We start from the raw sequence: 20,184 nt of genomic DNA on the forward strand, positions 1-20,184 counted from the left end.
CTGCACCTGCCTATGTATCAGCAGTAGTGGAATTATTGTGGATCAGCTTGAGTGGTTTTCAACAAGGTCTGTAAATTGGCTGCTTTCGGTTTCACCAACCAGAATTTACGACTGTAGAAATCAAACTCGTTACGGATCTTGTATGCCCAAGCACTACCAGTTTCTGCAATGTGTTCATCTAAGATACGGCTCAAGAACTCTTTGTGTTCTTCCATTGCTTCTGTAGAAATACGATTCAGCTCAATCAGCTCGTGGTTGTAATGATCAACGAAGTCATTATCAAGGTCAAGAACGTAAGCAAAACCGCCTGTCATACCTGCACCGAAGTTGTGACCCACTTTACCAAGTACAGTCACGATACCACCCGTCATATATTCACAGCAGTGATCGCCCGCACCTTCAATTACAGCGAAAGCACCCGAGTTACGTACTGCAAAACGCTCACCTGCTGTACCTGCTGCGAACAATTTACCACCCGTTGCACCATATAAACAGGTGTTACCAATGATTGCAGTTTCTTGGGTTTGGAAAGGTGAACCTTTTGGCGGGAAGATCGACACACGACCACCTGCCATACCTTTACCCACGTAGTCGTTCGCATCACCCTCTAAACGAATGTGCAAACCACCTGCGTTCCAAACGCCGAGAGATTGACCCGCAGTACCCACTAAGTTCATCTTCACTGGGTGCGCTTCCATGCTGAGGTTGCCATAACGACGCGCAATCTCACCTGAAATACGTGCTCCAATTGAACGATCACAGTTGCCAATGGTGAAGTGATATTCACCAGTGGTCCCAGCTTCAATTGCTGGCAACATTTCTGCCACCATTTTCTCAGCAAGCAAGCCTTTATCAAACGGTGCGTTACCTTCAACTTCGCAGTACTGCGCCTTACCTTGCGCAGAAGGATGTGACTCCAGTAATGCACTCAAATCAAGGTGTGCATGTTTCTCCGTTTCACCTGGAAGCATTTCAAGCAAGTCTGTACGACCAATCAAGTCTTTGAGGCTTGAAACACCCAACGCTGCCAACCACTCACGTGTTTCTTCAGCAATGAAGGTGAAGAAGTTGATGAGCATTTGTGGCTCGCCAATATAATGTTCTTGGCGTAAATGATCTTGTTGAGTTGCAACACCCGTTGCACAGTTATTCAGGTGACAAATACGCAGGTATTTACAACCTAAAGCAATCATTGGTGTAGAACCAAAGCCAAAGCTTTCTGCACCTAAAATCGCAGCTTTTACCACATCTAGACCGGTTTTCAAACCACCGTCGGTTTGAACACGAACTTTACCGCGCAGGTCATTGACACGAAGTGCTTGATGCGCTTCAGAAAGACCCAACTCCCAAGGCGAACCTGCATGGTGAATTGAAGACAATGGAGAGGCTGCTGTACCACCGTCATAACCTGAAATGGTAATGAAGTCAGCATAGGCTTTTGCCACACCTGCTGCAATGGTACCTACACCTGGCTCAGACACCAGTTTTACTGAAACCATCGCTTGAGGATTGACTTGTTTTAAGTCAAAGATCAATTGTGATAAATCTTCAATTGAATAAATATCATGGTGCGGTGGCGGAGAAATTAAGGTCACGCCCGGTACTGAGTAACGTAAACGTGCAATTAAGCCATTCACTTTACCACCTGGTAATTGACCACCTTCACCCGGTTTAGCCCCTTGCGCTACTTTAATCTGCAAGACTTCAGCAGAAGTTAAATACGCAGGTGTTACACCGAAACGACCTGATGCAATCTGTTTGATTTTCGAGTTACGAATGGTGCCATAACGCGCTGGATCTTCACCGCCCTCACCAGAGTTTGAACGGCCACCAATGGTGTTCATCGCAATCGCAATCGCCTCATGCGCTTCAGGAGACAATGCACCTAAAGACATGCCTGCAGAGTCGAAGCGCGGTAAAATCGCTTCTACAGACTCCACTTGATCTAGAGCAATCGAGTTATCAGTTTTTAACTTTAATAGGTCGCGAATTGTTGCCACTGGACGGTTATTCACCAGCTCAGCATATTCTTTAAAGTCTGCATATTGACCAGAGCGCACTGATTTATGCAAAGCATTGATCACGTCTGGGTTGAATGCATGGTATTCCTTGTCGAAAACAAATTTCAGCAACCCACCTTGATCGATTGGTTTACGTGTTTTCCAAGCGGTATCGGCCAATTTCTTCTGATCATTTTCAAGATCAACAAATGTTGCACCTTTGATACGGCTCGGTACGCCAGTGAAGCATTTTGAAACCACTTCTTCAGACAGACCCACAGCTTCAAATAGTTGACCACCACGGTAAGATGCGACCGTAGAAATCCCCATTTTTGAAAGCACTTTCAACAAGCCCTTTTCAATGCCTTTACGGAAATTCACTTGCGCTTGGATTGGGTCACCCAATAGCTCACCTTTGGCAACCAAGTCATTGATCACATCATAAGCAAGGTATGGATAAATCGCAGTTGCACCAAAACCGAGAATAACCGCAAATTGGTGCGGGTCACGTGCCAGTGCTGTTTCAACAATAATGTTGGCATCGGTACGTAAACCGACATTAATTAGATAATGGTGCACAGCACCAGTTGCCATCAATGCATTGGCAGGCAAGAAACCTTGACGAATTTTCTTATCAGACAACACCAATAAGGTTTTGCCGTCACGAATCGCTTGCGCTGCTTCTTCACAGATACGCGCAATTGCAGCTTCTAGACCTTCATCTTCCGCATAATTTAAATCGATATCTGCAATCTCATAACCCTTACGACCCAGCGTACGGATTTGATGCATTTTCGAATTTGACAACACTGGGCTTGAAATGATCAAACGATCCGCATGCTCAGGGCTTTGTTCAAAAACGTTTTGCTCACGACCTAAACACGTTTCCAATGACATCACAATCGATTCACGTAATGGGTCGATTGGTGGGTTGGTGACCTGAGCAAACTGTTGACGGAAGTAATCCGACACATGACGTACTTGGCGAGACAAAACTGCCATTGGCGTATCATCACCCATTGAACCCACTGCTTCCTGACCACTTTCAGCGATTGGACGAAGCAATTGATCACGTTCTTCAAAGGTCACCATAAACATTTTTTGTGATGCTTTCAGGTCGTCGCCTTTTAAGCCTTGATCACATAAATATTCTTCAAGCTCTGGACTACCTTGTACACGAACTGAGTTTTCACGTAACCATTCACGGTAAGGACGCATTTTTTTCAAATGCGTGCTGACATCTTTAGTGTCGAGCATTTTACCTGTGAAGGTATCAATCACTAGGATTTGACCTGGACCGACACGACCTTTAGAAATTACATCTTCAGGCTCGTAGCCCCATACACCAATTTCAGACGCCAGTGTGATGTAACCATTTTTGGTAATCACCCAACGTGCTGGACGTAAACCATTACGGTCCAACATACAAATCGCATGACGACCATCTTGAATCACGAGACCAGCAGGACCATCCCACGCTTCCATATGCTTCGAGTTAAACTCATAGAATGCACGTAAATCAGCATCTAAAGTTTCCACGTTCTGCCATGCTGGAGGAACCAACATACGCAATGCACGGAACAAGTCCATACCGCCGCCCACAAGAATTTCAAGCATGTTATCTAAGCTTGAAGAATCCGAGCCAGTACGGTTCACGATTGGATTGAGCTCAGTTAAACCAGGCAATAATGGGTTTTCAAACTTTGGCGTACGCGCCATCGCCCAGTTACGGTTCGCAGTAATGGTATTAATTTCACCATTGTGTGCAAGATAACGGAATGGCTGAGCCAAAGGCCAACGCGGCAATGTATTGGTCGAGAAACGTTGGTGGAACACCACAATATGTGACTCAAGACGTGGGTCTGCCAAGTCTGTGTAGAAGTCAGCAATCGCTTCAGGCATCATCAAGCCTTTATAGCTAATCACTGTTGAACATAATGTGGTTACATAAAATGAAGGGTCATTAGTAAGCTGCTGTTCTGCACGGCGGCGTGCCAAGAAGAGTTTACGGTTAAACTCAACTTCAGACACACCCATTGGGCAGTTCACAATAATTTGCTCAAATGCAGGAAGTGACTGCATCGCAATCGAACCTAAAGCATCGTTATTGGTCGGAATCACACGCCACGCCAATACTCGACAGCCTTCAGATTCAATTTCTTTAGTTAGAATTTGTTTTGCATGTGCTGCAATTGCTGGATCGAGGCTTAAAAACACCGTGCCGACAGCAAAAACTTCACTGAGTGTAATATCACTGAGTTTTTTCGCTTCTTCACGGAAAAACTGTTTTGGCATTGCTAAGAGTAAACCGCAACCATCCCCTGTCTTACCATCTGCAGCAATACCACCGCGGTGGGTCATACAGCTCAGACTGTGCATAGCAGTCTTGACAAGATCATGACTTGCATCACCCTGCATATGGGCGATTAAACCAAAACCACAGTTATCTTTAAACTCATCCGGTTGGTATAAACCTTGAGCGGGAGCTACAGTATTAGGCGATGGCATGTGCATAGCGTACCCTTCTTTCTACAGGCCCTGTCGGGCGTCTAACAATCTAATTACTTCTTGCCGATTCGTTCAATTGACTCATATTCAGATTCTGATTGAAGTACAGCATTTTTTCTTCACACCCAAGATAGACTGATTTTCGTCTTTATGCATGTCTTAATTGAAAAAATGTATGCAGCAGTCACGCACTTTTATAAGGCACTTGGCCGCTACTATTTCGCTCATAAATCGAATCTTTTTTGCGCCAAAACAGTGACATCAACTCAATTCATGCACCATTAAAGCAAGTTTTATGCCAATTATTTATTTTGTGTGTTAAGCGCTTTAGTTTTATTAGGTTTGTGTTTTTTACGTAAAAAACTAGTTCGAGGATAATCCATTTATTGCACCATATCTGTGCACATATGGAATTTACATTTTTTGATGCGCCATAATGATCCAATTTTAATTAAATGGGTCGGTCACTTCAGGTTCATTTGTTTTATTTTGTGGCGCATTCTCTACGGTCGTTTGTGACTTTTGCACATCAACCACATTTCCATCCGCATCACGACGAGTAACCGTTGTCGATGTGGTCGATTGTTTATTTTGTTCAACTGCTGCACGTGCCGCTTGTTGACGCGCAGCAAGCGTAGCTTCATCAATCACAGGCACAGCGGCTGGTTTCAACTGCACGGCATAGAGCTTATTGCTAAGTCCAAGTTCATCAGAACCGAGATCATTGACATATTCAGCATAGCTTTCAATTTTTTCAACTTTGGGTTGCACCGACTTCGGCAACGTCAGTTTTAAATCCGCCAATGCCTTTTGCGCCTCATTGGCATTTTTATACACACCATAGATCAGCACATATTGCTCAATTTGGTTTTCACCCGTCAGTCTTAAGTAACTAAACGCTTGACGATCAGATTGTCTTTGCAAAAAGCGCTTAATAATCGCCTCTTCTGAAACTCTAAACAACTCAACTGCACTGTTCTTTTTATTTTCCTGAATAAATTTGGTCCCACGGAATTCAGCTTCATGCTGCGCGATTGCTACAACACGTGTCGTCATATCCAAAGGTTTTACTTCATCGAGGAATGAACCTAAATGTGCGGTTGTTGCGACTTTTTCTGGCTGAATTTGTAACTCAACTTCAGATTCAGCTTTTTTTTCAACTTCAACCACAGTCTCTTGATCTGTAATGGCCCAAAAGACTAAGGCGCCAAACAAGCATACCCCTCCGAATGCAAGCCAAATATAATTTTGCTTTGTCTGCCACTGGGTTCGAAGGGTTGTTGCCATAATAAAGTTATGCCTGCTCTTGGTTGGCTAAAATCGCCTGTTTCATCAATTCTACATCAAATGTTTTGGTAATGATGGCCTGTCCTACCGCTTGCATCAAAACCAAACGCAGTTGCCCGTTCAAGACTTTTTTATCATGAGCCATATACGCCAAAAAGTCATCGAGGGGAATCTGCGGACATACTATCGGTAAATTCGCGCGTTGAATGATATTTTTTGTACGCGCCAAATCTTCTGCACTGATCCATCCCATACGCTGCGATAAATCTGCTGCCATCACCATACCTGTTGCCACAGCTTCACCATGGAGCCATTCACCATAGCCTAGATAAGATTCAATCGCATGTCCAAAGGTATGCCCAAGATTCAATAAGGCACGCTCACCTTGCTCTTTTTCATCATTGGCAACAATACGCGCTTTATGGGCACAAGAACGATACACAGCTTCAGCCAGTGCAGCTTCATCACCCTGCACCAAATCATCTATATGTTGTTCCAACCAAGTGAGAAAGTCTGTATCCCCCAAGAGTGCGTACTTAATCACTTCTGCCAAACCTGCGGATAACTCACGTGCTGGCAGCGTTTTAAGTTGAGACATATCCGCCAAGACCACTTGCGGTTGTTGAAATGCCCCGATCATGTTTTTACCCAGCGGATGATTAATCCCTGTTTTACCACCAACACTCGAATCAACCTGTGAAAGAAGTGTCGTTGGCACCTGAATAAAATAGACCCCACGCTGGAAGCATGCTGAAGCAAAGCCCGCCATATCTCCAATCACACCACCACCTAAAGCTAAAACTGTACAATCACGGTTGAAGCCTGACGCTAGCAATGCATCAAAAATCAGGTTGAGGTGCTCAATATTCTTATATTTTTCTCCATCAGGCAAAATACAGGTTGCAACTGTTTTTCCCAACGCTTCAATTGCTGCCACGTAACGCGCTAAATACAAAGGCGCGACCGTTTCATTACTCACAATCATCACTTGGCGACCATGAATATACGGCTCAAGTAAAGCGTTCGGATCTAAATCACTACCAATAAAGATCGGGTAACGGCGTTCGCCAAGTTCAACATATAAGGTTTGCATGGATCAAATCACTTCAAAACTGAATCAAAACTACTTTAAAAGAATCAAGTTTAAGATACGCTGCGCAAGATCACGTGCAGCCCCTTGATTGGTCTCGATAATATAATGGGCAACTTCACGATATAAAGGATCTCGAACGCTGAGCAAGTCAGTTAACTTTTGTTCAGGATTCTCCACTTGAAGCAGTGGGCGATTTTTATCACGATAGGTTCGCTGTAGTTGAATCTCTACAGGAGTATAAAGATAAACAACAATACCACGTTGTTTGAGAAATGCGCGATTTGGAGCCTGAGTCACCGCCCCACCACCTGTGGCCAAGACCAAGTTGGGTCGAGAGGTTAACTCATCAATCACAACCGTTTCACGACTACGAAATCCAAGCTCGCCCTCTTTTTCAAAGATCCATGGAATCGTTGCCCCTGTTTTACGCTCAATCTCATGATCGCTATCAAGAAATTCACGTCCTAACAGTTCAGCTAAATGTCGTCCTACCGTTGTTTTTCCAGCCCCCATAGGCCCTACCAAATAAATATTTGGTAGGGTTTCAAACTCTTTGCTTGGCAAGGAGTCACCTTTTAGATTTGTTCAAATTAAAAATATATTAATGATTTCTTGAAACACTGTCATTAACAATTCGTGGTGTCACAAAAATCAATAACTCAGTTTGCGCACTAGATCTGGTGTTATTTTTAAATAAAGCACCCACTACAGGCAAATCCCCAAAAAATGGAACTTTCTCATATTGATTTTGCTTAATGTCATCAAAAATACCGCCAAGTACGACTGTTTCACCATCATCAACCAAAACATTAGTTTCAAGTTCATTGGTATTAATTAAATATCCTGCTGATGTTAGTGTACCAACTGTATCTTTTTCAATTTTCAACGACATTTGTACGCGACCATCAGGTGTAATACTTGGCGTGACTTCCAACTTTAAATTCGCATCAACAAAACTAGTTGTTGTTCCTGTATCCGCACTCCACGTTTGATAAGGAATTTGATCTCCACGTAGAATATAGGCTTTCTGTTTATCACCAGTAAGTACTTTAGGCGCCGACAAAACTTCACCATGACCATCTGCTTGTAGCGCAGTTAACTCAAGATTCAACATATAGTCTGAGATTTTTAACAAACCAAAGTTAAACGTTCCCGCCGTACCCGTTGCCAAATCTACTCCTAAATCAAAACTCGGTTGGAAATCCCCACCCCACACAGGATTGTTATTGAGTTTTTGCGCACTCCAACGAATTCCCAATTCGCGAGAGAAATCTGTTTGTGCAGTTACAATACGGGCTTCAACCATCACCTGTTTCACTGCAACATCAAGTAAGTCAATCATCCGGCGGATCTTATCAATGTTCTGCGATGTGTCGTTTACGATTAAAGTATTGGTTCGTAAATCGGCAACCACACTACCGCGTGAACTCAATAAGCTTTCTAAAGCTAGTGAATCTGTGCCAGCCGTACCGTTGGATGCCGCCCCTTTGCTATTTCGAGAATCTTCTAGCAATTTTAAAATATCAGCAGCTTTCGCATAGCTCAACTGAATATAATCGGTTTGAATCGGTGCAAGTTTAATACTTTGTGCAATGGCTTTAGCTTCATCATCCTCAGATTTGATCAGTTCAGCCACAGGAGCAATCCAAATTACATTACCATTACGTCGTTTATCCAAGTTCTTGGTTTTCATAATGATATCAAGCGCCTGATCCCATGGAACATCCTTCAGGCGCAAGGTAATATTGCCTTGTACCGTGTCCGAAGCCACCATGTTAATGCCTGTAAAATCAGCCAAGAGCTGTAATACACGGCGTACTTCAATATCTTGGAAATCTAAAGAAATCTTTTTGCCCGTATAAGCACTTGGTGCTTTAGGCTTCATTGGATTTTTATCTTCAGGACGCTTTAAACTAATGGTGAGCTTATCTTCTGCCTGATAAGCCATATATTCAAAACTGCCGTTCGATTGAATCGTAATCAGGCCGTTACTACCATCGTTTTGTGCATCAATGGTCGAGACTGGTGTTGCGAAATCATTCACATTTAGACGACGTGATAAATGGACAGGAATTTTATTTCCCAAAACACGAACCACAATTTTACTGCCTTGCTGTTTCACATCAACAGGGGTATTGCTACCTTTTAAATCAATGACAACTTGGCCTTCGCCGTCTGAACCACGTTGGAATCCAATATTTGAAATACCTTGCTCTGAACGCGCTGCAGCAACAGGTGTTGCTAGCGCTGGATTCGCTGAGTTAATTTTCAGAATAAAGGTATTGCCTTCAACACGTGTAGTAAATGCACCTGCATCCGCCAAATTTACAGTTAAACGTGAACGCTGTGCATCTGAAGTTACATCCACAGTACTTGCTTCAGCCGTTGCAACCGCAATACTACCTTGTTTTAAGCTCTGCTGTGCTTTATCAAAATCTAAAACCAAACGGGATGGCTGTTCCAACTGATAGGCCTGCGGCTGAGGTGGCAAACCGTTGAACATGACACGAATTTCTGTTCCCTGTCCCGGAATTTGCATCGGCACAATATTCGTAATACTGACTTGCGCACTTGCAGCCTGCATCACCGCCATTGCAATTGCGCCCATTGAAAACTGACGGAACATATGGTTCATCGTATTGCCATCCCCAAATATAAAATCTTTAGCACTATTTTTCATTTTTATTCCTTTTCCTTTTTTAAGGCGCCGGCCCAATTAATACTAGGCTTCTCGGGCGCTCGACATAGCCCTCACGCCCATCCGGAATAATTTCAACCAAATCAATTTGTGTGGCGGTGATATTAATCACACGACCATGATTCATCCCCAAATAACTACCGCGCTGTACGCGTTCAATTTCACCATCAGGTGTCTGAATTAACGCCAAAATTTGTCCATTTTGCCCGCGCATACTACCTTTCATGTTAAGCGATTCAATCGCATAACTTTCCAAAGGTTGTAATTGGCGAGATAAGTTTGGATAGACACGCTTTCCAGCCATAATTTTCAGTTCAGCGGCTAACGAGCTTGGCATAAACGGGCTCTTTAATTGATGCGCTGCATAATTAAAAGTCGGTACAGGTGGAAAATCTGGCGCAGGCTCAATCGGCAATGGTGGCTGATTGCGAATTTCAGCCATTTGCATATTGACCGCATCAATACGTGAATCACAACCGACAAGGAATAGTCCAACGCAGAGACTAAGCATGAGATTTTGATATTTCATTACTGAGCACCTCCTGCATCTGCTTTAGCTGTATTTTCCACACTTGCAGCAGCTGTCGCCCCGACATAGCGGTAAGTTTTAGCCTTTACACTGTATGAAATTTGCGGAATATCCGTCTTTTTCTCATTATTACTTGATGCTGAGATATCGAAGTCATGCAAGGTCACAATACGCGGCAAAGCTGCAATTCCACTGACAAATGAACCAAAAGAATGATAATCACCCGTCGCTTCAATGGAAATCGGCTGTTCGATAAAGAACTCTTGGCGAATTTCTGGCTCTAAACGAATATTTTTAAACTTTAATCCAGAATTTACGCCGCTCACGTTGATATCTTCAACCAAACCAGGAATTTCAGTTTCTTTCGGCAACTGCTCTAACTGCTGATTGAAATTAGCTTCCATTTCTTGCAATTGCGCTTGATATTGCTGCAAGTTACGTAATTTTGAATCTTTTTCACGAAACTCATTCAGTAAATTTTGTTCTTGTGCATGTGCATTTGAAATCGCATCAAGCTTCGGCTTAATCACGACAAAATAACCCAATGCCGCAATCACTAAAATGATAAAGATCCAACAAGTCAATTTGACTGAAAAGGGCCAACTGCCGTAATTGTTTGGATCTAAGGTATTGAATTGTTGAAAAAATTTATCAACCGTCATTTTCTTCTTAGTTACAGCATGGTTTTCTGATGTTAATTCTTCAAATTCATCGCGACTCATTGTGCTGCCCCCGCTGTTGAATTATTAACTGTGCTTGCGGCTTCAGGTGTGCTCGCATCAGGCGCTACTGGCTGAGCAATCTCATCTAAATCTGCCGTGACCACAAAGGTGCCATAGGTTTCTTCAACACGTGGCACGATGGAACTTGGTGCTTTATCTTTTTTCTCTTCAGCAACCAAGAATGAATTCATAAAGGCATTGCGATACCATGCCGATGCTTCGAGATTACGTAAGAATTCCGCAACTGTATTCGGGCTTTCCGCTTTACCTTCAATGGTAAATTTATCACCCGTACGCACAAACTTAGTAATATACATATTACTTGGTGTGACACGTACCATTTCATCGACCAAACGCACAGCTACAGGACGTTGACCTTGCAAACCTTGGATCAACTTCATCCGTTCAACAATCGCATTGCGCTGTTCTTGCAGACCTTCCAATGACTTTAATTGAACATCTAAGTTTTGATTGGTACTCACCACCAACTGATTGGCCTGTTCTTGATCTTCAAGTTTTTGACTGTAAAAGAACCAAGCCAAAGCAACAGCTAAAACCCCAACTAATGCAGCCCCAACACAATAGGCAATAAATTCTTTTTTTCGTTTCTCTCTTAACGCATCACGCCAAGGGAGTAGGTTTATTTTTGCCATTAATCAAAACTCCTCAATGCCAATCCACATGCCACCATGAGTGATGAAGCATCATTTTCAATTTTTTTAATGTCGATTTGTGGAGAAAAGCCCATCTGTAAAAATGGGTTGGCAATGGTGACCCGATAACCTAATTTTTGTTGTAATAACTTCGCCAGTCCTGGAATATTGGCATTCCCCCCTGCCAATAAAATATGGTCGATCTCATTAAATTGAGAGGACGAAAAAAAGAACTGCAAAGAACGTGCTGCTTGTTGCACCACAGCTTCAAGAAAAGGTTCAAGTACTTCAATATCATAGTCGTCAGGCAAAGTACGGCTTTTTTTGGCACGTCCAGCTTCTTCAAAAGACAAACCATAACGGTTTTGAATTTCTTGCGTCAGTTGTTTACCACCGAACACCTGTTCACGGGTATAAATGACTTTATTATTCTGCATGACAGATAAGGTCGTCATGGTGTGACCAATGTCCAGAATCCCAACGGTGTTTACACCCATTGGAAGCGTATCTGAAAAGACTTTGAATGCATTTTCAATGGCGAAACTTTCAACATCGGCAATCTTAGGCGTTAAACCACCTAATTCCAATGCTTCGGCACGTGCCTCTACATTTTCAATGCGGGTTGCAACGAGGAGTACATTGACACGATTGGGATTGGCTAAACGGTCTGGAAGGACTTCAAAGTCCAAACTCGCTTCATCTAATGGGAATGGAATATATTGCTCAGCATCATCACGAATCTGAATTTCACGTTCGTCATCGTTCATATCGGCATCCATTTCAATGATTTTAGTAATCACCATGGAAGTCGGAACTGCCAGTGCTACGTCTGTCGATTGAACATTGGCCAAATTTACCGCACGCTCAAGGGCATCACCAACTGCTTCTGGATTCAATATATTTTTTTCGACCACACTTCCTTCTGGTAATGGGACTAGTGCATAGCTCTCCACCCAATACCGATTATTTTTAACAGAAAGTTCCAATACCTTAACAGAAGTCGAACTAATATCTACTCCTATTAACCCCTTACTTGGCTTACGATATAACCTGAGCACAGTATCATTCCTATTATTTTTTTATCCCCAAAAAAAGTAACCCACTAATTAGTCCGCGTCTATAATTTTATACGGATACAATAACTCATCTAACATTCCGTATGTGTACAGGATATACTGACCGCTAATTAGTTTGCCATTAGCTCTTATTAAAACTTACTTGTTATGAAAAAGCTATCTTGTTCGGGCCGTGTTCATCCATTTTTTTTGATCATTATTATAATGTTGGTCTCAATTCCAATGGGTTTTTATGGCATGTATCTCTATATTGCCCCATCTTTGCCGCAAATGACAACTCTAAAAAAGGCGCCATTACTAAAACCTTTACAAGTTTATAGTGCGGATAACCAACTCATTTCGGAATACGGTGGCAAGCTATCTGTACCCGTAGATTACGATCAGATCCCACGAAGTTTTATTCATGCCTTCTTAGCGGCGGAAGATTCTTCTTTTTTTGAGCATAGTGGTATCAGTTTTAAAGGTTTAGGACGTGCAGTCAGTGAAAGTATTACTGGGTCAAACGTCCAAACGGGTGGCTCGACCATCACCATGCAAGTGGCAAAAAACTATTATCTCAGTCCCGAGCGTACGTTAAAACGTAAGTTGACTGAGGTTTTTCTAGCCCGAAAAATTGAACAAAATTTAACGAAAGAGGAAATCTTAACCCTCTACGTCAATAAGATTTTCTTGGGTAAAAATGCCTACGGTATCGCAGCGGCAGCTAAAATTTACTACAACAAAAGCTTAGACGAACTCAGCATTGCACAAATGGCAATGATTGCAGGTCTGCCTAAAGCGCCCTCTAAATACAATCCAGTGGTCAACCCCGAACGTGCTTTAGAACGTCGTAACTGGATTTTGGGTCGTATGCTCCAGCTAGGCTACATTAACCAAAGCCAATATGAAAAAGGCATTGCAGAACCAATTAACCTCGATATGCCTGACCGCGGGGTAAGCAACCGATTTCCCTACATCGGTGAAATGGTCCGTAGCGAACTGATTGAAAAGTTCGGCGAGCACGCGATTGACTCTGGTTATAAGGTTTACACCACCATCAACAGTGAACGCCAAGCCTATGCCGAACAAGCGGTACAAGATGGTTTAGAAGCCTATGACCGTCGTCATGGTTGGCGTGGTGCGGAAGCTCATGACAAACCCTTAAGTAGCTTTAGTGCATTTGCCAACACCTTCCCTGCCGAAGTTACCCGTGTCAATCAAAATAGTTTTGATGCCTTAATGCAAGATGGCTCAACGGTAACCGTACCATGGTCTGGCATGTCTTGGACACGTCCTTATCGCAACGCGAATGCCGTAGGCGGTGCACCATCAAGAGCATCTCAGATTGTTAAAGTAAAAGACATTGTACGTCTGCGCCCCAATGACAACAAAACCTCATGGGCTTTGGTGCAACTGCCTAAAGTTCAGGGTCAGCTGATTGCACTTAACCCAAACAATGGCGCTGTAGAAGCATTGGTTGGTGGTTATAATTTTTATCAATCTAAATTTAACCGAACCACACAAGGCTGGCGCCAACCAGGTTCGATTATTAAACCCTTTGTCTATGCACTCGCTTTAGAGCGCGGTATGACACCGTATAGCATGGTCAATGACAGCCCGATCACCATTGGGAAATGGTCACCACGTAATGCCGATGGTCGCTATTTAGGTATGATTCCCCTGCGTCGTGCACTATATTTATCGCGCAACACCGTGTCAGTTCGACTCCTGCAAACCGTGGGCATTGAACGTACACGTCAATTGTTCATGGACTTTGGCTTAACCGATGAACAGATTCCGCGTAACTACACCATTGCCCTCGGAACACCTCAGGTTTTACCGATTCAAATGGCCACAGGTTACTCAGCCTTTGCCAATGGCGGTTATCGCATTCAACCACATTTCATCAATCGTATTGAAGATGCCTATGGCAAAGTCATTTATCAGAACAACCCTGAATATGCATGTATCAGTTGTATCTCTCAATTAGAATCAAATCCTCAGTCTGCTGACACCATCACGCCTGATGATGAAGTAATTGAAGTCACCAACCAAGATCTAAACCCTGCTGAAAAATCGGCAAATCCTGTTGAGATCAACAGTGACTATCGTCAAGCGCAACGTATTTTAAAATCCAGCTCTGCTTATGATATGGCGAATATTTTAAAAGACGTGATTCAACATGGTACAGGCCGTGCTGCATTGCGTATTGGACGAGATGACTTGGGCGGAAAAACAGGAACCACCAATGATGCAAAAGATGCTTGGTTTGCCGGCTTTAATGGCAAATTGGTGACCGTAGCGTGGGTCGGTTTCGACCAACCAACAACTTTGGGACGCCGCGAATACGGCGGTGTGGCTGCGCTCCCGATTTGGACAGACTTCATGGCCAAAGCCTTACAAGGCACGCCTTCGGCTTGGGTTCAACTCGACGCTAAAGCCAAAGCACCGATTCAACGCCATCAGAAAGAAACACCTCAGAGCAACTTAGGACCAACCCCACCTTTGGCGCAGCCGTTGTATCGCCCTGCACCAGTGGTGGTTCCACGTGCTCCTGAGCGTGACTTTGATGATTTGCCGGGTGAGGAGGAAACGTTGGTTCCAAAGAATAGCACCCCACCCACCATGCAAGCACCCAAAGAACAACCGAAACCTAAATCGGATGCGCTCGATCATTTGATTGATCAAGTCCAATAATATAAGCCCGCATTTGCGGGCTTTTTTATACTTATGCTTTTTTCTGAAACAGTAAAATTTGATACTGGGCGTGTAGTTCAAAAGCTGTTTGAGCCTCTAAAGCTTCACGGCGCTCTTGTTTTGCTTTATAGGCATAAGGCGTCATCGCAATCAGGTTTTTTAAGTCCTGCTGATTAAGCTTAAATTCAGCATCAACAACATCATCACTCACCAAATCAAACGCATCATTCAACTGTTCTACAAATTTGCTCGGTTCATGCGGCTTCACCTCTTCGAACAGAGCTTCACGCATGGCATACAAATGCTGAGGCGCAGGCGTCACTACAAATAAATATCCTTGCGGCTTGAGCACCCTTAAAATCTCTTGTTTTGGAATCGGGCTAAATAAACTGCTACATAAATCAATTGACTGATCCAGTACAGGTAAAGTTGCTCCAGTACCCACAACCCAAGTAATCTTTTTATTGATTTTCGCAGCCACTTGCACTGCATTTTTCGCAATATCGACACCAACACATTGCAGCACTTCAGCCTGCATCGCGTCTGTGTAATAGCCTTCACCACAGCCAATATCGAGTAAATTTTCAATACGTAAATCACGCACCTTATTTACAACTGCTTGCTGTAAAGGCGCGTAATGACCTGCACTTAAGAAGGCACGGCGGGCTTGTACCGACTCAGGCGTATCCCCCGGATTTTTGCTGTGCTTATGTTGGACGACATGCAGATTGACGTAGCCTTGTTTCGCCACATCATAACTATGTGAATTCGCACAGCGCCATGTTCTTTCGTTTAAAGTTAGAGTCTCACGACACACAGGACACATGAGCAGATTCATTATTTTCTCCAAGACATTACCTCACGCATAAAAAAAGCCGGCAAATACCGACTCTTTTCATACTTTTGCTTAGCGCAATTTTAAAGTCATTAGCCCTAAAACTACCAGCATAATTGTGATAATCCAAAAACGAATCACCACTTGGGTTTCACGCCAGCCTTTTTTCTCATAATGATGATGTAATGGCGCCATCAAGAACACTCGTTTATTGCGCATTCTGAGGGAGCCAATTTGCAAGAAGACTGAAATCGCTTCGACCAAGAACACACCAGCCATAATGGCAAAGACAATTTCCTGACGAACCATGACCGCAATTGTACCAAGCATTGCGCCCAATGATAATGCACCCACATCACCCATAAAGACCTGTGCTGGGTGTGCATTAAACCAAAGGAAGGCCAAACCTGCGCCAATCATGGCTGCACAAATCACCACCAATTCAGAGGCAAATCGTACATAAGGAATATGTAAATAATTGGCAAAACGGACATCACCAGCCAGATATGCAAATACACCTAGACCCGCAGCAACCAGTACTACAGGCATAATCGCTAAACCGTCCAAACCATCGGTCAGGTTCACGGCATTTGATGCACCATTAATCACCAAATAGGTGAAAATAATAAAACCAATACCCAACGGAATCACCGACAAAGGAATACTTAAATCTTTAAAAAATGGAATTAGCAGATCCAGCATATTTGCGGTATGTACAGGATTAGTCTGTTGCTGTGCAATTACATATAGCGCAATACCTGCGCCCAATGATGCAAGCGAGGTCCAAAAGAACTTTTTACGGGCAGGTAAACCTGCATTGTCTTTATAGCGAATCTTGATCCAGTCATCGGCCCAACCCACTGCACCAAAAATCACCATCACTGCCAAGACAATCCATACATAAGGGTTGGATAAGTCTGCCCACAACAGTGTGGAGATACCAATTGAGAGTAAGATCAGCACCCCACCCATGGTTGGTGTACCCATTTTTTTGGCATGATTTTCAGGAGCATATGAACTCACGGCTTGACCATATTTGAGTGCTTGCAACTTGCGAATCATCACAGGACCGAGCACTAGACCAATGGTCAGTGCGGTTAAAACACTGAGCAAAGAACGCAATGTTAAATAACGAACCACCTGAAACGAACTATGATAGCCCGCCAGTTGTTCAAATAACCATAACAACATTTAGAGTTTCTCCATCAAATCAGCCATCAACGTTTCCATATGGGTATAACGAGAACCTTTAAACAGGAAACTCATAGACTGGGGTTGATGTGTTTCAATTAAACTGAGTAAGAACGGCAAAGCCTGCTCTTGATTCAAAAAAGCCTGCATTTTTTTGCCATATTGGGTGCTGCGTGCGCCTTCTTGTGCCGCAGGTGCAAATTCACCGACAGCCACCACGAAGTTCAGCCCTTTCACTGAGACCAAATCACGCCCCAGCATATAGTGCTGCTGTGCAGCAGAGCTACCTAGCTCACCGATATCACCCATCACCATCACCCGAACCCCCTCTTGCTGTGTAAGCACTTCAGCAGCGGCACGCATAGAGGTTGGGTTGGCATTGTAGGTATCATCAATTAACAAATGACGGCCTTGTTGAATAAAGTTCAAACGCCCTTTTGCACCGACCGCTTGCTCAAGGCCAAGCACGATATCATCCAAGCTAATACCAATCGCTAAAGCAAAAGCTGCCGCAGCGGTTGCATTTTGAACATTATGCTCCCCAGCAAATGGTAAATTCACCTGACGCACGCCTTGCGGGGTATTCAACTTAAATGTTGCAGATTGCGCCTGTAGTTCAATCTCAGTGGCAAAGATTTCACCACCCGCACCAAAGCTGAGCACCTGTTCAGTTTGCACTGCTTGACGAATGCTATCAGCAAAATCATCGGCTGTAGGAACAATTGATGTGCCATTTGGAGCAATATGCGCATAAATCTCAGATTTGGCACGGCAGATACCATCACGTCCACCAAACTCACCCAAGTGTGCTGTACCAATATTGATAATGCCTGCAACCAAGGGCTGGACCAAATTCGAGGTATAGTCAATTTCACCTTGATGGCTTGCACCCAATTCCATCACTGCATATTGATGCTCAGGACGTAATTCCAATAACATGACTGGCACACCCAAGTCGTTATTCAGATTGCCACGGGTCACCAACGTTGGTGCTATACGTGACAAAATACTGCCTAACATTTCTTTGGTGGTGGTTTTACCACTACTCCCCGTCAGCGCAATCACTTTTAGCTGTGGGTTTTGTGCACGGCGATAAGCCCCCAGTTGTCCCAATGCCAAACGTGTATCAGGCACCACCAACTGACAAATCTCTGCATCAATAGGCTGACTCACAATGGCCACTTGGCAACCTTGTTCAGCAACTTGCGTAATAAAAGCATGTGCATCAAAACGTTCGCCTTTGAGTGCCAAGAAAGCATCTCCTGCTTCTGCATCACGCGAATCCGTCAAAATACGCTTAATTTCAGTATTTGGCGCTTGATCATTTAGCCAATAACCTTGGGTAGCTTCGAGCAACTGTGCGGCGGTCCATGACACTAAAGGCACTGTGCTGGTTGTTGAGGTATGCATACGACTTCCTTAGTGTGCAGGATAAGCAGAATCAGTAGTGTGGTGCTGTGCATCAATCGCGGATTGCACTTCAACGACATCATCGAACCAATGCCGAACACCCTCTATTTCTTGATAGTTTTCATGACCTTTGCCTGCAATCATGACAATATCACCCGCTTGGGCCTGTTGGACTGCAAATTTAATCGCTTCACGACGATCATGGATTTCATGAACCACACGGTTTGAGAAATCAATCCCCGCTTTCATATCGGCAAAAATTTGCTCAGGATTTTCTGTACGTGGGTTATCTGAAGTCAACAACACTACATCCGCTCCATTTAAAGCAGCTTGGGTCATGAGTGGGCGTTTGCCACGGTCGCGGTCTCCGCCACAGCCAAATACTGCCCAGAGTTGCTGTTCCACATGGCGCTTCAACGTACTTAAGACTTGCACCAGAGCATCAGGCGTATGCGCATAATCAACCACAAACAAACGCGCATCATCACAAATCACTTGCATACGGCCTGGTGCACCCTTCAGCTGTGCTGTCGTAGTAACCACATCGGCTAAATCAAAACCCGCTTGTTCAACCATAATTAAACTTGCGACCAAATTTTCAATATTAAAATGACCCAATAATGGGTTCTGTACCTGATATTCGGCCTGTGCCGTACACAGGCTAAAGTTCGCACCCGTCAGGCTATATTGAATATTCTTCACCTGATAGTCTGCAGGCTGCGTGGTTGAATAGGTTAAAATTTTCGGTCGAGCTGGATTATTTTGTGCCGCTTGAATCATGACTCCAGCATGCTCATCATCCAGATTGATGACTGCAACTTTCAATGATGGAAATTGAAACAAGCGAGATTTAGCTTCGGCATAGGACTCAAGCGTGCCATGGTAGTCCAAATGGTCACGACTTAAGTTGCTATATGCAGCAATTTCAATTTCACTACCCGCTAAACGGCCTTGTTCCAAACCATGTGAAGAGGCTTCAATCGATGCAAATTCAGCACCTTGCTTGGCATAGCTATGTAATGCATTTTGTAAATGTAGCGCATCCAAAGTGGTATGCGACGATGCTTCTAAATTGGGTAAAATGCCATTACCTGTCGTGCCCATCACAGCACAAGACTGACCTTGCAACATCAACAGCTCAGCAACCAAACGAGAAATCGTGGTTTTACCATTGGTTCCTGTCACCGCTAAAATACGAGCAGGCTGTACTTGGCTAGTGGCCAACAAAAATTGCTTTTGCCAGCCCCCCATCAAGTGGCGTACATTCGGCACCACTATACTGTTTTCAAGCCCAAGCTCAGTTTCACTCACCACCGCTAAAGCCCCTTTGTCCAAGCCTATTTGTGCAAACTGCTCTGTTTTCTCAGGTTGTGAAAGTGATGTCAGCGCAATAAAAATTTGCCCTGCCTGTACTTTACGACTATCAAGAACAAAACCTTGAAATGGCTGTGCCATCCATTCAGCGTTTTGGTTAGCGGTGTAGAGTTGTTGAAATGTAATGGACAT

Annotated in this window: 14 protein-coding genes; 1 reads left to right on the forward strand and 13 read right to left on the reverse strand. The window is 43.8% G+C overall.

Features of this window, described 5'->3' with window-relative positions:
* Positions 1-32: 32 nt before the first annotated feature.
* The 9 genes from gltB to MF4640_RS07785 all read right to left on the reverse strand — a co-directional run bounded on the left by gltB (position 33) and on the right by MF4640_RS07785 (position 12,548).
* Positions 33-4,508 (reverse strand): glutamate synthase large subunit, encoded by a 4,476-nt coding sequence (gltB, locus tag MF4640_RS07745; RefSeq protein ID WP_171263867.1) that lies wholly within the window; start codon positions 4,506-4,508, stop codon positions 33-35.
* A 447-nt stretch (positions 4,509-4,955) separates the two neighbouring features.
* Complete coding sequence (locus MF4640_RS07750; protein WP_005401348.1) at positions 4,956-5,795, reverse strand: hypothetical protein; 840 nt, start codon at positions 5,793-5,795, stop codon at positions 4,956-4,958.
* A gap of 7 nt (positions 5,796-5,802) precedes the next feature.
* Positions 5,803-6,888 (reverse strand): 3-dehydroquinate synthase, encoded by a 1,086-nt coding sequence (gene aroB, locus MF4640_RS07755; RefSeq protein ID WP_005401349.1) that lies wholly within the window; start codon positions 6,886-6,888, stop codon positions 5,803-5,805.
* A gap of 30 nt (positions 6,889-6,918) precedes the next feature.
* Positions 6,919-7,452 (reverse strand): shikimate kinase AroK, encoded by a 534-nt coding sequence (aroK, locus tag MF4640_RS07760; RefSeq protein ID WP_005401350.1) that lies wholly within the window; start codon positions 7,450-7,452, stop codon positions 6,919-6,921.
* A 37-nt stretch (positions 7,453-7,489) separates the two neighbouring features.
* Positions 7,490-9,568, reverse strand: coding sequence for a type IV pilus secretin PilQ (gene pilQ, locus MF4640_RS07765; RefSeq protein ID WP_078389183.1), 2,079 nt, complete (start codon positions 9,566-9,568; stop codon positions 7,490-7,492).
* Between the two features lie 19 nt (positions 9,569-9,587).
* Positions 9,588-10,115 carry a pilus assembly protein PilP gene (locus tag MF4640_RS07770; RefSeq protein ID WP_078389184.1) on the reverse strand — a complete coding sequence of 176 codons (528 nt, stop codon included), beginning with the start codon at positions 10,113-10,115 and terminating at the stop codon, positions 9,588-9,590.
* Positions 10,115-10,837: a type 4a pilus biogenesis protein PilO gene (locus tag MF4640_RS07775; RefSeq protein WP_078389185.1), complete on the reverse strand. Its 723-nt coding sequence runs from the start codon at positions 10,835-10,837 to the stop codon at positions 10,115-10,117. The genes MF4640_RS07770 and MF4640_RS07775 overlap by 1 nt, the downstream gene beginning before the upstream one ends.
* Complete coding sequence (locus MF4640_RS07780; protein ID WP_078389186.1) at positions 10,834-11,490, reverse strand: PilN domain-containing protein; 657 nt, start codon at positions 11,488-11,490, stop codon at positions 10,834-10,836. Before MF4640_RS07780 ends, MF4640_RS07775 begins: the two co-directional genes overlap by 4 nt.
* Complete coding sequence (locus MF4640_RS07785) at positions 11,490-12,548, reverse strand: pilus assembly protein PilM (protein WP_004978085.1); 1,059 nt, start codon at positions 12,546-12,548, stop codon at positions 11,490-11,492. The genes MF4640_RS07780 and MF4640_RS07785 overlap by 1 nt, the downstream gene beginning before the upstream one ends.
* 165 nt (positions 12,549-12,713) lie before the next feature.
* On the opposite strand from MF4640_RS07785, the gene ponA reads away from it, so the two are divergent.
* Positions 12,714-15,242, forward strand: a complete 2,529-nt coding sequence (gene ponA, locus MF4640_RS07790) for a penicillin-binding protein PBP1a (RefSeq protein ID WP_004978087.1) — start codon at positions 12,714-12,716, stop codon at positions 15,240-15,242.
* Between the two features lie 31 nt (positions 15,243-15,273).
* On the opposite strand, the gene MF4640_RS07795 is transcribed toward ponA, so the two are convergent.
* The 4 genes from MF4640_RS07795 to MF4640_RS07810 form a co-directional block, all read right to left on the reverse strand.
* Complete coding sequence (locus tag MF4640_RS07795; protein ID WP_078389187.1) at positions 15,274-16,080, reverse strand: putative RNA methyltransferase; 807 nt, start codon at positions 16,078-16,080, stop codon at positions 15,274-15,276.
* Positions 16,081-16,149: 69 nt separating this feature from the next.
* Positions 16,150-17,268 (reverse strand): phospho-N-acetylmuramoyl-pentapeptide-transferase, encoded by a 1,119-nt coding sequence (mraY, locus tag MF4640_RS07800; protein WP_058951625.1) that lies wholly within the window; start codon positions 17,266-17,268, stop codon positions 16,150-16,152.
* Positions 17,269-18,678 (reverse strand): UDP-N-acetylmuramoyl-tripeptide--D-alanyl-D-alanine ligase, encoded by a 1,410-nt coding sequence (locus tag MF4640_RS07805; RefSeq protein ID WP_078389188.1) that lies wholly within the window; start codon positions 18,676-18,678, stop codon positions 17,269-17,271.
* Between the two features lie 9 nt (positions 18,679-18,687).
* Entirely contained in the window at positions 18,688-20,184 is a 1,497-nt protein-coding gene (locus MF4640_RS07810; protein ID WP_078389189.1) for a UDP-N-acetylmuramoyl-L-alanyl-D-glutamate--2,6-diaminopimelate ligase, read from the reverse strand.

Origin of the sequence: Acinetobacter sp. MF4640 (genome assembly GCF_002018895.1) — a bacterium.
Classification (GTDB): Bacteria; Pseudomonadota; Gammaproteobacteria; order Pseudomonadales; family Moraxellaceae; genus Acinetobacter; species Acinetobacter johnsonii.

Bases quoted from the DNA above. Each gene is read 5' to 3' on its own strand.
- aroB (WP_005401349.1), bottom strand. From the start codon at position 6,888: ATGCAAACCTTATATGTTGAACTTGGCGAACGCCGTTACCCGATCTTT.
- MF4640_RS07780 (WP_078389186.1), bottom strand. From the start codon at position 11,490: ATGGCAAAAATAAACCTACTCCCTTGGCGTGATGCGTTAAGAGAGAAA.
- gltB (WP_171263867.1), bottom strand. From the start codon at position 4,508: ATGCCATCGCCTAATACTGTAGCTCCCGCTCAAGGTTTATACCAACCG.
- mraY (WP_058951625.1), bottom strand. From the start codon at position 17,268: ATGTTGTTATGGTTATTTGAACAACTGGCGGGCTATCATAGTTCGTTT.
- MF4640_RS07795 (WP_078389187.1), bottom strand. From the start codon at position 16,080: ATGAATCTGCTCATGTGTCCTGTGTGTCGTGAGACTCTAACTTTAAAC.
- MF4640_RS07770 (WP_078389184.1), bottom strand. From the start codon at position 10,115: ATGAAATATCAAAATCTCATGCTTAGTCTCTGCGTTGGACTATTCCTT.
- MF4640_RS07750 (WP_005401348.1), bottom strand. From the start codon at position 5,795: ATGGCAACAACCCTTCGAACCCAGTGGCAGACAAAGCAAAATTATATT.
- MF4640_RS07775 (WP_078389185.1), bottom strand. From the start codon at position 10,837: ATGAGTCGCGATGAATTTGAAGAATTAACATCAGAAAACCATGCTGTA.
- pilQ (WP_078389183.1), bottom strand. From the start codon at position 9,568: ATGAAAAATAGTGCTAAAGATTTTATATTTGGGGATGGCAATACGATG.
- MF4640_RS07805 (WP_078389188.1), bottom strand. From the start codon at position 18,678: ATGCATACCTCAACAACCAGCACAGTGCCTTTAGTGTCATGGACCGCC.
- ponA (WP_004978087.1), top strand. From the start codon at position 12,714: ATGAAAAAGCTATCTTGTTCGGGCCGTGTTCATCCATTTTTTTTGATC.
- MF4640_RS07810 (WP_078389189.1), bottom strand. From the start codon at position 20,184: ATGTCCATTACATTTCAACAACTCTACACCGCTAACCAAAACGCTGAA.